Below are 14,063 nucleotides of genomic sequence, written 5' to 3'. Positions count from 1 at the left end.
TTACGGCAGTCGGTGCTTCTCATTGACTGCCTTCCTCTTCACCATTAGTCCAAACTAAAGTTAACAGGATGACGGCGCGGACCCTGCACCACTACGTCACTGGGCAAGCGTAAACAATAGTGCCAGCGACTTTGGCTTAGCCACTCCAGCAGGTCATGGTTAGCAAACCCGCGGTCGGCTAACATAGGCCCTGAGGGAGACGGAGTCAACAGTCAACCGTGAAAAGGTACTGAGTAAATTGATGCACAGACTCTAAACGCAGCAAACCATAAGCCAGCCCGAGGTTGGCTACATTGCATTAAATGTTTCATTCCTAAATACGTTCCATTTGTTGAACTGTCATGTGTCTTTTAGCGTAACTTGAACCCTAGAATTACCGCACTCACCTCCTGCACTCGTCATCCCCTCAAGCGGACTTTGGACTAGCATCGCCGCTAGCGGCGACCTCTTCCGCTGGAGCGCCGCCAGATAGCGGTCTTCGTCATAGGGCACTCGGTCTTGCCAGCAGCGCCAGAGAATCCGTCCCCACTTATACGCCAGAGCGCGAATCGCTTTGGGATGACTTTTGCCGGATCGCCGCTGCTGCTGATAGAACGCATTGGCCCACGATGAGTGCCGCCGCGACTGGTCAGCCCACTCTACAAAGGACTGCCGCAAGAACTTTGGACAACTCCAGCGCAAATGCGTCCAACGTTTCTTGCCACTCTCCTCTTTGACGGGTGCAATGCCGATATAGCTCATAAACGCCTGGGCGCTGCCGAAGCGACTGCGGTCATCGCCAAACGCAATCAGTAGCCGGGGCGCAAGATGGGGTCCTGCTCCGGGTAAAGCATCGAAAAACGCCGCATCTGGCAAAGACTGAAACAATTGCTCAATCGTTTGATTTAACTCATCGAGTCGATGCAACAGCGCCTTGAGCTGAATCACCAGCGTTTGCACCAGCCATTGCATCGGTTCAACAATCCCTGGGTCTTCTGTCAGGGGGATGCCAGCGGTTTGGATTTGGTGAATGCGCCGCTCAATGGCGCTCCGGCGGATGACTCGATGAGACTGGAAGAACAGAGTCAATTCCTCAGCCGAAACCGCTTGGGCAGAGTGGAGGTCAGGGTATTGAGTGATAAAGTCACAAAACACTTGAGTATCTTTATCCTCAAACCACTCCAGCACTTGAGGATAAAAGTTCTTCAAAGCAGCGGTGATGCGATTGGTCAGTCGTACCTTCTCTCCCACCAGCATGCGGCGGGATTCACTCCACTGCCGCAACGCTCGCAGTTCACAAGATGCGGCTTGCCACGGGGGGATCTTGTCTGGGTGCTTGAGCAGCAGCTCAATCAAAATCTGGGCATCTACGGGGTCTGATTTTGCTCGTGAGGGCTGAAAGGCTCGTCGATAGTTAGAAACCGTGCGCGGATTGATGGGAAACAGCACTAGGTTGTCGTACTGGCACAGCGCGTAAATCAGGGGTCCTCGCTTTTGCTCCAGGCAGATGGCAATTGGGCTGTTGCCGTATCGCTGTTGCAAGGTCGCAACCCAGTTGGCAATCTCTTGCGGTTGAGCGCCAATCACGCTGTATTCTCGCTGTGCGCTCTCGGGGTCGTACAGACAGATGTCGTGTTTGCGATCTGACCAGTCAATGCCGATGTAGGCGACAAAGGTTCTTTCCATCAGCTAAGTTGGGGATAGTTTGTTGTCTGGAACTGGGCTGCCTGCTTCTGAGCGAAGAGATTATGGAAGGTGTCTGTCACCACTCCCTGAGAATTCGTTGAAGGAAGCTGGTCAAGGTTGAGGCGATGCAATATGTTAGTAGACATCGAGATGTCTGACGTTGGATGGTCGTCCTCAATCCCTAGCCCAGTTCCTTTTCCTATTACCATTTCTCTGGCTCTTAGTGAGCTGTATGAGAGGAGCGAAGCGATATGTTAGTAGACATCTGACTGTCGCTCAATGCATGGTCGTCTCCTCTCTGTTGCGGTTCTGTCTCCCCATAACCATCACATCGGGGTACGACTGCAACAGCCGATGGGCTAACCGCAGCATGGGGAGGTATCGCTTCGTGCTGACGGTGGCACTGGGATGCTCCAAAACCCGCCACAGCAGCGGCACCGCTCGTCCGCAACAGGTAACCGTCAGGTGAATCCTGCAGTAGCGATTCCACAACACCGTCGTATCGAGCGCCAGGTAAAGCCGCCGACCTTGCCAGCGATGGATGGCGGCTAGCACCAGCGGCACGTACAGACTTTTGACCCGCACCCGGCGATTGCCTAGGAAGCGCTGCCACCGGCGTTCGGTGCTTTGCGCCTGACGGGCCCGACTGGGCACATAGGCTTCCCACTGCGGCAGGCTCAACCGACCGCTGCACACCAGGGCCGTCACCATCCACGCCAGCGCTTTGAGGTGGCGCAGGTCGCGGGCATTACTGGATTGACGCAATAACGACAGCACTTGATCATAGAGGCAGGTGGTGGCTGGCATGATACAGACCCTGAGATGACGCAAATTTCAGCGTCTCATGTCAGCTCACCTTTTCCCTCTGTTGACGAGGTCTCAACTCTTTCAACCACTTGTGTCAGGCAGTCAGGTCGCAGCCTGCTTTCATCTGGGTCGCGTAAAGCTTCGGTTTGTAGCGATCGCTCTCCCAGTTGATCACAGTCGATTGGACAACATCCTGGACAATATATACGCCTAACTTTCGCCTGCCAGATCATCTAGACTGATGCCCAAAGTTTGGCAAAGTAGCTGCGTTTGCTGAGGGGTCAGCCTGGGAAGGTAGCGATCTGCTTCCCAGTTTTGCACAGTAGTGATTGTCACATCTAATCTGGCTGCTAGTTCACGCTGAGTTAAAGACGCTGCCTCACGATATTGTTTCAGCCTTTTTCCAAAGCTTTCCATCCAAATCTCTCAAACCAAATTTACCAATTTGACTTAACCAACCCGAATATGTAGGATGAGAACAGTTTCAGCAGCGCAATAAGCCAGTGCATCCCGGCGACCAACCTTTCTGCACTGGCTTAGCTTCCCTTGCTGCGGAATCATCCACACTCAACGGAACAGAACCATTATGCCTTACCGAGACTCTTTGAATCGGTGGCTTGTCGTGCGCCTGCTGCCCAAAATGCAGCGGATCACGGTGGCCGCCTTCTGCAAACGTGCTGATGCCGAGGGCTATTTGCAAGCCGTGCGGCGGCTATTGCCCCAGGCGCAGTTTGTGATTGTGTTCAATGCGGAAACCCAGCGCCATCGGCAGGATGCAGACAGAGTGACCGAAAAGGGGCGATCGCCCTCTATGCAACCAACCAAACCAACTTCGCTGCATCAATGACAGCGCAATCTATCCCTCTGGCAGTGGTTTACGATTTTTGGTGTAAATCTCGTACAGCTTTCGAGCCACTTCAATTGGGATACCTGCCAGCGGATAGAACGCTTTGACGGCTTCAGTGCCGCCTGCAAACAAAACGCTGAGCCAATCTACGATGCGTTCCCACTTTTGCGGATCGTTGCGCTTGATTTCCAGGAGTTATAAATAGGGCTTACGCAGTTGGACGACTTCTTGCGGGCGCAGCCCACGAGAAATCATTCAAAATCCAGGAAACGATTTCAGGTGCGTAAGTCCTGGCTTTAGCGTAATGGAAAACTGGGTGAGGCTGCTTCTTGCCTGCCTGGGCGTAATCCAATAGTAACTTTGGCGCTCAATGAAATGGATCGTCCAACCTTTGCTGGCCGCTAATCAATGGCTCTGAATTAATCAATGGCTCTGAATCGGTAGCTGCCTGACTCGATTCGTTGAACTTGCACCAGGACGGGCGTGAGGCGGCGATCGCCCGTGTCGAGAAACCGCACCATTTCGTCTTCTGCACCCGTGGTCGCGAAATCTGGCGCTTGCAATGCTTTTTGTAAACCGCTACGGGTCGCCTCTCGGCGCAGTCCCGCAATAGCAGCCTGGGTTGCGTCATAGGCCGTCGCCGTGCGCCAGTTTACCGTTGCGCCCCAAAGCTGCTGGGCGCTGCGGGCAAAACGGGGATAGGCATCGGGACTCCAGGGCGTGGGCAAGATCAGGCCTTCTACGGCAGCCTGACCGTCTTGCAGAATCTTTTGGGTATAGAGCGACGGGCTGCTGTAGAGCGGCAGCTTTCCGGCGTTGGCACGGGCGACCTCAATTGCCGGATCGAGATAGTTAATGCTGGGGCCGAGGTACAGTCCTGTGGCAGACTGCTCCTCGGCCTGGGCGATCGCCCTCGCTGCATCAAAGCTCTGGGAGCCAAAATCACACAGATCCTCACCCTGCTCATTCAGTAGTTTCACAATCTCGCCGCCCCGCCCGGTCAGCGCATCGATAAACGCATTTCTAAACCGGTTGTTGTCGGGCGCTTGGGAATCGTAGCAGACAAGGATTCTGGCAGGACGGGGCGATCGCGCCATAATGTATTCCACCAGCGGCAATACCATCGACTGCGCCGTGGGGACTGCGCGAAAAATATAGTCGCCCACCTTCGCGACATCGGCATCAAAGGTCGTGGGGGAAATCATCACCAGCCCATGCTGCTGATAGATCGGCGCTGCGGCCATCGACGCATCCGAGGTGTTATGTCCCACTATTGCCAGCAGGCTCTCGTTTTCCACCAGCAGCTTCGCCATTTCTCGTGTGATCGCTGGGTCGTTGTCGTCGTTGATGATGGTGACTTCTAGCCCCGCACCGTTGATGCCGCCGTTGCGGTTGACCTCATCCTGTGACTGGGCCACGCCCCGCAAAATCTCCTGCGCCACGTTGAGATTTTTGCCAATGGGAACGCTGGTGGCAATTTTGTAAGGGGTCTGCTGCCGCGACAGCCGCGCATTGTTCAGATAAATCAGCGTCTCCGGGTCGTTGGGCAGTGCCTTCAGCGACAGCTCAAACCACTCCACAGCCTTGTCGTAGTCTTGCGCGTCAAACGCGGCAATGCCCTCCCGCTTGGCAGGCGTAGTGACTGACGTGATTAACTGCCGATTGCCAAGGCTGATTCGGTCTGGCAGGCTGCTTAGGTCTGGCGGCGTCTCACCTACGGTTGGGGAGGGCGTGCCCACAACCGTAGGCGACATTCGTCCTGGCTGAAGGCGAGGAAAAATCCAGGCAGACAGCAGACCGATCGAGCCAACGGTAACCAGCAGCGAAATGATCAAAACCGTCAAATCTTTACTTTTTGTTTTTGTCATGGCGACAGGCTCCGGGGAAAATCGACAGGGATGGACGCGCAGTCAGCCAACCTCTGCGCTTACTCCGTAAGCTATTGCGCGCACCTGCTCGCCTATGTCGCCAGACCAATGCAGCGTAAACATTTCAGAATCCGCAGAAACTGCGGCTTGTAGCGAGTGCTTTAGCGCCAAAGCGCTCACTACAAACTGGGGGGCTGACCCTAAAACTAAAGTTGACAAAACGAAAGTTGACAAACCACTAGGCAGGCACAGCGACTGGCTCGTAAAGGTACTCAAACCAGTTGCCGTCGGGGTCGCGGCCATAGAACGAAGCCGTGCCGTCGCGGTGTTCGTGGACGGGCGTGACGTGAACCCCTTCGGCTTTAAGTTGCTCATAGGCAGCATCCACCTCAGCGCGATCGCCAAACACAAAGCCAAAGTGGGGCTCCGCCTGCTCGTAGGCGGCACTCAGCAGCGCCAGCCCGTCGTCCCCCGCTTTCAGATATGCCCAGTCTGGGTCTTTCCAAACCAGATCCATGCCCAAGTTCTGATAGAACTGCGCCGCTCGATCCAAATCCTCGACGCGGATCGCCACATGCCCAATGCGCTTTAGTTTCATAGCCTTTAGACGTTAAGAAACAGTCACGTTTGCCGTACTTCTATTCTAGGGCCGCTAGGATGGGCGCATAGAACTCCGGTTTCGGGAATGCTGCCTGACTTTGCTGTAGTGGATTCTGAGTAGACGATTTTTTCGCTGGCACATTTGCCCCCTGCTGCTAAGCCAGCACGACGGGGCGATCGCAGCAGGTTTCAGCCCCTTCTTCAGTCTGCCGTCATCATGCCTGTCTTTGCCGCTGCTAACTTACCTTATTGGGTGCTGCTTGGAATTGGAGTGGCGCTGTTTCTGGTAGTCATTTTTTCTGGCGGCGGCGATGATGCAGATTTAGACGCTGATCTGGACTTGGATGCCGATCTGGATGTGGATCTGGACGCAGAGTTGGACGTAGACTTCGAGGTTGCTGCGCCGCTCGACCTGGATACTGATGTAGATTCTGGCAGCGAATTCAGTCCGCTAGACGTGCTGCGGTGGTTTGGGTTGGGTCGTGCGCCGCTAATGCTGTTGCTGGCGACAGACTTCAGCCTATGGGGGCTGCTGGGCTGGATGGGCAATGTGTTTCTGGGGGGAACCCTGGAAACGCTGCTGGGGAGTTTGGCAAGTGGCTCTGTACTGCTGGGGTCGTTTGGGCTGGCGCTGGTGCTAGGTGGACAGATTGCGCGGCCGCTGGGGCGAATTTTTGCCTCCTTTGGAGAAGATGTCAGTGGCGATCGCCTCGTGGGTTGTTTGGGGATTGTCAGCACGGGACACATTCCCAGCGTGGCAGAAGGGCGCATCGGCCAGGTAGACGTGCTGGATGCGGCCCGCAATCGGGTAACGGTGAACGCTATGCTGCCAGACTGGGCCAGCGTGTTGCCCCGGCGGGGAGACGCAGTGCTGGTGATCGAGCGATCGGGGGCGGGCTATCTGGTCATTGCAAAGGACAGTCCTGACCAGGATCGCTGGCTGAACGGTTCTCATACTCTCAAAGATTCTCGTTGAGTTACTTTAATCTATCTTAGGGATATTCCAATGCTGTTCTGGCTAACGTTCATTCAGTCTTTGCCCACGGTTCCGGTTTATGAACTGGACGAGTTTCAGGCGCGTGATGCTGAGTATTCCGAAATTGTGGCGATCGCCCCCCTCGACACTGCGCTTGTTCCCACTAGGCTGGCCCAGTTTCCCGTAAGCGGACTGCTCGTATTCCCAGCGTTAATCGGCAGTTTGGTTCTGTTGCTCCTGGTGGCAGTTTTTGCGTACACCCGTGTTTACAAAATTACGCCCAACAACGAGGCATTTGTGCGAACGGGCGGGGTCTTTTTTAAGCGCAAAACCGTGATTTTGAATGGGGGCTGTGTCGTTCTTCCCGGCTTTCATGAACTGACTCGCGTACCCTTGCGCGAAATCTCCATCGATGTGGAGCGGGCTGGTAAACTTGCCGTTCGCACGAAAGATTACCTGCGTGCCGACATGCGGGCTACTTTCTATGTCTGCATCACGGCCTCTGAGGAGGACGTGCTAACGGCTGCTGCGCGGCTATCTCAGGGCAACAAGATTACGCCAGAGGACATCAAAAACGCGCTGGAAAAGCGGGCAGATGACGCGATTCGGGCCGCTGCAAAAACAAAGAGTCTGGCAGAAATCGACTCCGACAAGCTGGGCTTTGCCCAGGAAGTGTTAAACCTGATGCAGCCCGACCTGGCGAAAGTTGGGCTAACGCTGAACAACATTGCCGTATCAGAAATTCAGGAAAGCGACACTTACGACACCAACAACTTCTTTGACGCGCAGGGCGTGCGGCTGCGGACGGAGACGATTCAAAAATCCATTCAGCAAAAGCGGGAAGTGGAACTGGCTACGCAGGTCGCCATCGAGCAAAAAGAACTGGATGCTGAGAAGCGATCGCTCCAAATTTTGCAAGAAAAAGAAACTGCTCGGCTGGAGCAGCAGTTGCAGGTAGAAAGCCTGAAGGCACAGCGGGAGCGAGAAATTGAAGAAGCCAAGGTGAAAGAACTGGCTGCCACCCAGCGGGCCAAGATCCTCCAGGAAAAAACGGTGGAAGAGGAGCAAATCCGCAAGCAGTTGGGCGTGCAGCAGAGCCAAATCCAGGCGGACATTGCTCTGGAGGAACAGCAGAAAAAGCTGAAAGTGGCTCAGGCGTTGCAGCAGCAGGAGGCAGCCCTGGCAGAAATCACCCGCCAAAAAACGGTGGAATCGCAGCGGCTGGAGGCGCAGGTGCAGGTGGCAGAGTCCGAGCGGCTGGCGCGGATTGCCCAGGAGGATGCGGCGATCGCCATTGCCACCAAGCGCAAGGAAAGCCTAGAGGCCGACGCAGAGCGGGCCCGTGCCGAAGCAGGCGTAACCACTGCAACCGAACTGGAAGTCGCCGAACGGCAGCGCCAGTTGGCCGTCATCGCGGCTGAACGCGCCGCCCAAGAAAAGCGCATTTCAGAACAAAACGTGGTGGAAATCGACGTGTTCCGCCGTCGTCGTCAGGCAGAAATCGCTCGTCAGGCGGCAGAGCTAGAGGCCGAATCCATCCGCACCCTGGCCGCCGCCCAGCGCGACAAGCTGCTGGCCGAAGCCGAAGGCTTGCAAGCAGAACTCACCGCCCGCAACCTGATCAGCACGCCCAACCTGACGGCGCAAACGCTGGTCACGCTCTGGCCAGAACTCTCCGAAAAGCTGCCAGAAATTGTCAAAGCGCTGGCTCCGCAGCCGGGTGTTTTGGGCGATGCCCGCATCTACGCCTTCCCTGGCGCAGGCAGCAACGGCAACGGCAAAAGCCCCGACGTGAGCCAACTCTTGCTGTCTACCAGCGGGCTGTCGCTGATTAACACGCTGCTGGACGAAGGCAAGCTGAGTCAACTCATCGGGGCGATCGCCCAACTCATGCGCGACTCCAGCAGCCCGGCCCAGCCCGCCGATTCTGCAGCCCCGCCTGTGTCGGTAGAGTTGGAATAGTTCCAGGGCTGATGCACTGCGATCGGTTTTCTGGGTTTTGGACAATTTCTCTCAGGCGCAGCCCGCGAGAAATTGTCCCACTGCGTCAGTCCTAAGTTCGTAGCTGATACGGCGCTCCTAACGGATTTGTGAATTCGCAACTGGTTCGTATCTCATCTCAAGGCGTTGAGAACCTCTGCGAATTTCTCGTTTAGAACCGCAATCGTTTCCGGTTGCAGCTTGCGCGTGTGATCTCCGGGAAGCACCTGTCGCTTGTGGCGATAAACGTCTTCATCTTCTACCTGGAAATCAGCTTTGTGGGCTTCAAAAAGCTCCTGATAGAGTGCAGAGAAAGTGGGGCTGGGCGATCGCCCCTGCTTGACTGACAAAACAGGTTAAAGCTGGAACGAAAGCCATGCGGGAAGCAGAGCATGATTTAGGCTGAGAAGTAACCACACAAACCAGTCAAATCAATGTCACCGACTTCCCGTCTTTATGATGCGTTGAATGATTTTCTGCGTCAATGCGACATTCAGTGGCAGGATGCTCGCCATCTGCAAACACTGTGCTGGATGATCATTGGCATGATTGGAAGCCAAAACGTTCATCTCAATGGATTTGGGGTGTATGTGAGGAGTCGCGCTCAAATGGCTCAATCCCACCAACGCCGGTTTCGCCGCTGGTTGTCGAATCGGCGGATCAATGTCGCGTCCGCTCATCATGCGCTGATTGGGCAGGCTCTGTCCAACTGGCAGACCCAACGACTCTACTTAAGCCTCGATACAACGGTCGTATGGAATTGTTTCTGCATCGTCTGGGTCGCAGTGGTGTACCGAGGAAGAACGGTTCCGGTCGCTTGGAAAGTGGTGGCGCAATCAAGCAGCACCGTCAGGTTGTGGACGATTCAACGGGTACTGCGGCAAGCGCAACGGCTGATGCCCGAAGGTGTCGCGATTGTCCTTTTGGCAGACCGAGGGTTTGCCGATGGCAAGTTGATGAAATACCTCCGGGAGAATCTGGGTTGGCATTTCCGCATCCGCATCAAACGCTCCTTCCAATTTCAGCACCAAGGGCAGTGGCGCCAGGTATCGTCGGTTCAATTGCAACCAGGACAAGCTTACTTTACGCCTGCAGTGTCGGTGGGTAGAACAAAGCCCTACGACAATGTTTACCTTGCCTTTGCCCACGACAAACTCAGCAGCGAGAATTGGACAATTGTGAGTGATGAGCCGACGAACTTGCAGACGTTTGCCCAATATCGACTGAGATTTCAGGTGGAGGAGTCGTTTTTGGATTTGAAGTCCAACGGGTTTAATCTCGAAGCCTCCAGACTCAGAGACAAGGTTGCCCTTTCCCAGTTGTGTGGGGTAATCGCCTTGACGATGCTGTTCTTAGTTCTCCAAGGGGTGCAAGTGGTCGCATCCGGCAAGCGTCGCCAAGTCGATGCTCACTGGAAGCGCGGCATGAGTTATCTCAAGCTGGGCTGGAATTGGATTCGGCTGGCTATCACTCACCAGTGGAAGATTCACGTTTATCAGTTCCTCTCCTGTTCACCTGACCCTCAACCTGCCATCGCATCAAGGCGACAACACGATGACTCCCTAAAGCGTGAATTCACTGTCCTCAGCCGTATTCCAGCTTCTTAGTTTTGTCAGTCAAGCAGGCGATCGCCCTTCTCGTTGAACCAGCGGCAGCTTTTCTAGCAGCGCCAGCAGTCCTTTGGGCTGTGTTTCAGTTGGGATATTTGGCTCTGGTGCAATAAAAACTGATAGGAACTTTGCTAGCCATTCCTGATAGTTGAGTACCATATCCTCATACTTCAAAAAGAGGACATTTTCTCGTCCCAGCAGGTTGGCAATCAGGCAGTTATAGCGATCGATCACAACGGGCGATCGCTCGATTACAAACGCATCAATACCCCGCTCAATCCATTCCCGTCGGGCTGCTTCATCTGGATTGAAAATCACCGGATTAACCGGGTGACTAAAGGCATTGGAAAAGAACGAAGAAACCAGCACGTCTCGCGGATCTCGTAGATGCAGAATTACCGAAAAATCTTCTATTCCTTCGGGAATAGAAGGCATCGCTTCGAGCGAGCGAATTGGGCCGAAGCAAGCTCGTTTTTCTGCCTGACTCAGATATTTTTGGATGAACCCATTCCAGGACAATTCCTTCACTTCTTGATAGCCCGCCGCCTTGTTGTTAATAGAGAAATATTCCATCTCCAGGTCCCTCGCGATCTGCCGCGTCAGCCGATGCAAAAACATCGAAGCCGCTTTGTGGACGGTGTAGATCAAAATGGGACGGTCTGCCGAAGAAGTCATAGCAAATCTAGAGGGGTTAGCGGGATGCCCTAAGATAAACTCTAGCGCGTTGCGTCCCCTGCGCTCGGTTTTTGCCTGCTGTCTGCGATCGCCCTCATGAAACTTGCCATCCAAAATCCCTTTTTCGACAAGCCCTACATTGCCGAAGTCGAAATGTCTCGGCGGCTGGTGCTGGCTGCAGAAAACATTGGCTGGCAGGCAGTCGAAGTGCAAACCGGAGCGGAAATTCGTGCCGCCCAGCCCGATTGCGTCATCGTGCTGCACCACTGGACCCCCAAGGTTGCGCCCGTGCCTACCTATCTCTGCATGTGGAGTCCGCCCGAATTTTTTGAAGGCACCGATCGGCTGATTACCAACACCCTGTCCTACGACGGCTACCTGATAGGCTCCCGCGTCGTCGATCGCTGGCTGCATCACCTGCTCTGCCACACCCCCAAGCGCTATTTCAAATCGCCCTTCTACACCAGTGCCCCCAAAACGGCCTATCGCCCGCCCGACCTGAGCCAGCCGCGCCTGGTCTATCTGGGGTCAAACTGGGACGGGCCCCGCTTCAAGCAACTCTTTGAAGGGCTAGACCAGCAGCCCTACATGGACGTATACGGCAACCCCGACGGCTGGACCTATCTGAACCAGACCCATCGCGGCGCACTGCCCTACGACGGCAACAGCGTGTTTGAGGCGATTCACAGCGCGGGGGTGGGGCTATGTTTGCACCGGGAAGAACACCGCCAGGCCGAAATGCCCTCCATGCGGATCTTTGAGATCGCCGCTGCCGGAGCCGTCGCCATTTGCAGCGACCACGCTTTTATCCGCGAAGCCTTTGGCGACACGGTGCTGTATATCGATGCCGATGCCGACCCCGCAGAACAGGTCGAGCAAATTTCGCAGCACATGGCTTGGATCGCCCAGCACCCCCAGCAGGCCGAAGCCTTGGCCGCCGCCGCTCACGAAATTTTTATCCAGCACTACACGCTAGAAAAGCATTTGCTCGATTTGCTGCCACACCACGAGGCCCTGCTGACAGACAAAGGCTTCAAAGGCTTTGTGCCTGCGCCCATGAGTGCCCAACCGCCTGCCCAGGTGCAGGTCATTGTGCGGGTGGGGGGCCGTCCTCTGTCCTATATTCGTCGCGCCCTCGACAGCCTCGCTGCCCAGACCTATCCAAATATCGGCGTGATTTTGGTGGAATATCAGCCTGTGCTGGGGCTGGATGAGGCGTTTTTGGGGCACTATGGCGATCGCCTCCAGTTTCGCCGCCTTGCCAGCCCTGCTCCCTGCCGCAGCACCACCCTCTGGACGGGCCTCCGTGCCGTCGATGCGCCCTACTTTGCCATCCTGGACGACGACGACGCGATCCATCCCAACCATCTGCAAACTCTGGTAAAGATCCTCGAACAGCAGTCCAATATTGGGGTTGCCTACTCCGGCACGCTCAAGGTTCTAGAATCCGGCAGCCCTGAAACATTGCACCAAATGGACACCATTACCCTGCCCTACTTTCAACCCTTTCGGCTGCAAGATTTGCTGGAGCTAAGAAACTTCATGCCGCCCAATTCCTACGTCGTTCGCCGTCAGTTGCTTCAAGACATTCTCGACCGCGACCCGCTGCTGGATCTGGGCGAAGACTTTTGCCTGGTGCTGATGCTCTGCCAGCGGGCCGAGTTTTGCTTTAGCTACGAGGCCACGGCCGAGGTCTATTGGCGCAGCGACACCCAAGACAACGCCAGCTACAGCGGCAAACCCGCCTGGCGCGATGCGATGCGCCGCCTCCGTCTGATGTTTTGGAAGCAGGAGTTTGCACCCGGACAAACCCTCCTCAGCCTACAAGAATTGCGCGATCGCGAACGGCAAGCCAGCCAGCCCGAAGCAATCCAGCACCTTGAGGCAGAACTCGGCCGCGCCCGTGGCCGCATCGCCGCAATGGAAACCAGCAAATTCTGGCAATTGCGCGATCGCTGGTTTAGGCTGAAGCGGCGGCTGGGGTTACCAGTAGAAGAGTAACGAGCAGTAGAAGGGTGATGAATAATCCCTAATCGCGCCGATTAAGCCTGCCCCGCTGCTCTACCAACCAAACACTGCTGCTTGCTTAGCCGCTTTTCTACATAAGCAGGCGTGTCAAAAGTAGTGCGATCGCCCAGCCTGCCCTTCAGGCGGTAGGCAATGAGGGCTAGCGATTCACGGGTCATGAGCGAGAGGCGGCGCTTGCGAGAGAGCGTGTCGCGCAGGGGGCTGGGGTGGGTGATAACGGAAAAACCGACGCTTTCATAAGTCATCTGCGATCGCCAGAGATGCGGATAATCGGTGACCAACAAAATCCGCCGCACGCCTTGGGGAAACAGGGTAGCGCGAGAAAACCAGGCGTTCTCCTCCGTTGTGCGAGAGCATTCTTCGCCGCCCAGCGCCTCAGCCGGAATGCCTGCCGCCCGCAGCGACTCTACAATCAGGGGCGCATCACTCGCGCCGCTAGCAAAAATCTGGGGCGATCGCCCCGCATTCCACAGTTCAGCCACCGTAGCCACCCGCGACGGGTTGAGCCGCCGCCCGCGCCCCAGCACCACAATGGCATCCACCGATTCCCCTGTGTCTGGAGCGGCAAAAACCGCCATACCCCGCTCTAGCGCAGCCACCCCAGTTGGGGAAACCACCACCAGCCCAAAGCAGACCAGAAACAGGATGACATTTCGGGCAACGCGGCGGGCAGACGGGGGCATCAGCCGTAGCCCAATCGCCAGGGTCGCAGCGAGCATCAGGGCCATTGGGATAGCGAGTTGCCGCATCCCGTTTTCAACATCGTGCCAGGTTAAAGAATCGAGTCCGGGCATGGTAGTTGCAATCCTTTACACTTGCTTACCAGGATGGATCGGATTTTTCGGAACTGGATCGATGTTTTGATTAAGCGCCTGTGAAAATTCCGTAATCTTCCGGGAGCGTCAGGTTCTAGAAGTCCAGATTTACGCCCCGCAGATCGGTGCAGGAGTCGGTGCAGGAGTCGGTGCAGGAGTTGGCGTAAGGGTCGGCACTTAGACCCGCCAAAT

General features: G+C 55.7%; 14 protein-coding genes. 5 read left to right on the top strand and 9 right to left on the bottom strand.

Annotated features, from left to right (window positions below):
- Positions 1 to 44: 44 nt before the first annotated feature.
- From HPC62_RS15015 to HPC62_RS24200, 4 genes are all read right to left on the bottom strand, one after another.
- Positions 45 to 185 carry a transposase gene (locus tag HPC62_RS15015; protein WP_225910555.1) on the bottom strand — a complete coding sequence of 47 codons (141 nt, stop codon included), beginning with the start codon at positions 183 to 185 and terminating at the stop codon, positions 45 to 47.
- Positions 186 to 339: 154 nt separating this feature from the next.
- The gene (locus HPC62_RS15010; RefSeq protein ID WP_225910554.1) at positions 340 to 1,665 is read right to left on the bottom strand and encodes an IS110 family RNA-guided transposase; all 1,326 of its coding nucleotides are present in this window, start codon (positions 1,663 to 1,665) and stop codon (positions 340 to 342) included.
- Between the two features lie 276 nt (positions 1,666 to 1,941).
- Positions 1,942 to 2,472 carry a hypothetical protein gene (locus HPC62_RS23145; protein WP_216655264.1) on the bottom strand — a complete coding sequence of 177 codons (531 nt, stop codon included), beginning with the start codon at positions 2,470 to 2,472 and terminating at the stop codon, positions 1,942 to 1,944.
- A gap of 210 nt (positions 2,473 to 2,682) precedes the next feature.
- A complete protein-coding gene (locus HPC62_RS24200; RefSeq protein ID WP_172356962.1) occupies positions 2,683 to 2,889 on the bottom strand; it encodes a helix-turn-helix transcriptional regulator in 207 nt (68 codons plus the stop codon).
- Positions 2,890 to 3,058: 169 nt separating this feature from the next.
- Here HPC62_RS24200 and HPC62_RS14995 point away from each other — a divergent pair, with 169 nt between their 5' ends.
- Entirely contained in the window at positions 3,059 to 3,319 is a 261-nt protein-coding gene (locus HPC62_RS14995; protein ID WP_172353194.1) for a hypothetical protein, read from the top strand.
- Positions 3,320 to 3,738: 419 nt separating this feature from the next.
- On the opposite strand, the gene HPC62_RS14990 is transcribed toward HPC62_RS14995, so the two are convergent.
- Together HPC62_RS14990 and HPC62_RS14985 are read right to left on the bottom strand one after the other, a co-directional pair.
- Positions 3,739 to 5,187, bottom strand: coding sequence for an ABC transporter substrate-binding protein (locus HPC62_RS14990; RefSeq protein ID WP_172356959.1), 1,449 nt, complete (start codon positions 5,185 to 5,187; stop codon positions 3,739 to 3,741).
- Positions 5,188 to 5,425: 238 nt separating this feature from the next.
- Positions 5,426 to 5,785, bottom strand: a complete 360-nt coding sequence (locus HPC62_RS14985; protein WP_172356957.1) for a VOC family protein — start codon at positions 5,783 to 5,785, stop codon at positions 5,426 to 5,428.
- Positions 5,786 to 5,929: 144 nt separating this feature from the next.
- On the opposite strand from HPC62_RS14985, the gene HPC62_RS14980 reads away from it, so the two are divergent.
- Together HPC62_RS14980 and HPC62_RS14975 are read left to right on the top strand one after the other, a co-directional pair.
- Complete coding sequence (locus HPC62_RS14980) at positions 5,930 to 6,763, top strand: OB-fold-containig protein (RefSeq protein ID WP_225910553.1); 834 nt, start codon at positions 5,930 to 5,932, stop codon at positions 6,761 to 6,763.
- Between the two features lie 30 nt (positions 6,764 to 6,793).
- Positions 6,794 to 8,725 (top strand): flotillin domain-containing protein, encoded by a 1,932-nt coding sequence (locus HPC62_RS14975; protein WP_172356954.1) that lies wholly within the window; start codon positions 6,794 to 6,796, stop codon positions 8,723 to 8,725.
- Between the two features lie 152 nt (positions 8,726 to 8,877).
- Here HPC62_RS14975 and HPC62_RS14970 read toward each other — a convergent pair whose 3' ends face one another.
- A complete protein-coding gene (locus HPC62_RS14970) occupies positions 8,878 to 9,093 on the bottom strand; it encodes a hypothetical protein (RefSeq protein WP_172356952.1) in 216 nt (71 codons plus the stop codon).
- Between the two features lie 84 nt (positions 9,094 to 9,177).
- On the opposite strand from HPC62_RS14970, the gene HPC62_RS14965 reads away from it, so the two are divergent.
- A complete protein-coding gene (locus HPC62_RS14965; RefSeq protein WP_172353422.1) occupies positions 9,178 to 10,350 on the top strand; it encodes a transposase in 1,173 nt (390 codons plus the stop codon).
- A 9-nt stretch (positions 10,351 to 10,359) separates the two neighbouring features.
- On the opposite strand, the gene HPC62_RS14960 is transcribed toward HPC62_RS14965, so the two are convergent.
- The gene (locus HPC62_RS14960) at positions 10,360 to 11,028 is read right to left on the bottom strand and encodes a sulfotransferase domain-containing protein (protein WP_172356950.1); all 669 of its coding nucleotides are present in this window, start codon (positions 11,026 to 11,028) and stop codon (positions 10,360 to 10,362) included.
- 96 nt (positions 11,029 to 11,124) lie between these two features.
- On the opposite strand from HPC62_RS14960, the gene HPC62_RS14955 reads away from it, so the two are divergent.
- Positions 11,125 to 13,029 (top strand): glycosyltransferase family protein, encoded by a 1,905-nt coding sequence (locus HPC62_RS14955; RefSeq protein ID WP_172356947.1) that lies wholly within the window; start codon positions 11,125 to 11,127, stop codon positions 13,027 to 13,029.
- A gap of 41 nt (positions 13,030 to 13,070) precedes the next feature.
- Here HPC62_RS14955 and HPC62_RS14950 read toward each other — a convergent pair whose 3' ends face one another.
- The gene (locus HPC62_RS14950; RefSeq protein WP_172356945.1) at positions 13,071 to 13,850 is read right to left on the bottom strand and encodes a YdcF family protein; all 780 of its coding nucleotides are present in this window, start codon (positions 13,848 to 13,850) and stop codon (positions 13,071 to 13,073) included.
- Positions 13,851 to 14,063 lie beyond the last annotated feature (213 nt).

It is taken from the genome of Thermoleptolyngbya sichuanensis A183 (assembly GCF_013177315.1).
Lineage (GTDB): Bacteria > Cyanobacteriota > Cyanobacteriia > Elainellales > Elainellaceae > Thermoleptolyngbya > Thermoleptolyngbya sichuanensis.
This window is presented reverse-complemented; position numbering and strand designations above follow the sequence as displayed.

Bases quoted from the DNA above. Each gene is read 5' to 3' on its own strand.
- HPC62_RS14965 (WP_172353422.1), top strand. From the start codon at position 9,178: ATGTCACCGACTTCCCGTCTTTATGATGCGTTGAATGATTTTCTGCGT.
- HPC62_RS23145 (WP_216655264.1), bottom strand. From the start codon at position 2,472: ATGCCAGCCACCACCTGCCTCTATGATCAAGTGCTGTCGTTATTGCGT.
- HPC62_RS14990 (WP_172356959.1), bottom strand. From the start codon at position 5,187: ATGACAAAAACAAAAAGTAAAGATTTGACGGTTTTGATCATTTCGCTG.
- HPC62_RS14950 (WP_172356945.1), bottom strand. From the start codon at position 13,850: ATGCCCGGACTCGATTCTTTAACCTGGCACGATGTTGAAAACGGGATG.
- HPC62_RS15015 (WP_225910555.1), bottom strand. From the start codon at position 185: ATGTTAGCCGACCGCGGGTTTGCTAACCATGACCTGCTGGAGTGGCTA.
- HPC62_RS14960 (WP_172356950.1), bottom strand. From the start codon at position 11,028: ATGACTTCTTCGGCAGACCGTCCCATTTTGATCTACACCGTCCACAAA.
- HPC62_RS14955 (WP_172356947.1), top strand. From the start codon at position 11,125: ATGAAACTTGCCATCCAAAATCCCTTTTTCGACAAGCCCTACATTGCC.
- HPC62_RS24200 (WP_172356962.1), bottom strand. From the start codon at position 2,889: ATGGAAAGCTTTGGAAAAAGGCTGAAACAATATCGTGAGGCAGCGTCT.
- HPC62_RS15010 (WP_225910554.1), bottom strand. From the start codon at position 1,665: ATGGAAAGAACCTTTGTCGCCTACATCGGCATTGACTGGTCAGATCGC.
- HPC62_RS14975 (WP_172356954.1), top strand. From the start codon at position 6,794: ATGCTGTTCTGGCTAACGTTCATTCAGTCTTTGCCCACGGTTCCGGTT.
- HPC62_RS14995 (WP_172353194.1), top strand. From the start codon at position 3,059: ATGCCTTACCGAGACTCTTTGAATCGGTGGCTTGTCGTGCGCCTGCTG.
- HPC62_RS14985 (WP_172356957.1), bottom strand. From the start codon at position 5,785: ATGAAACTAAAGCGCATTGGGCATGTGGCGATCCGCGTCGAGGATTTG.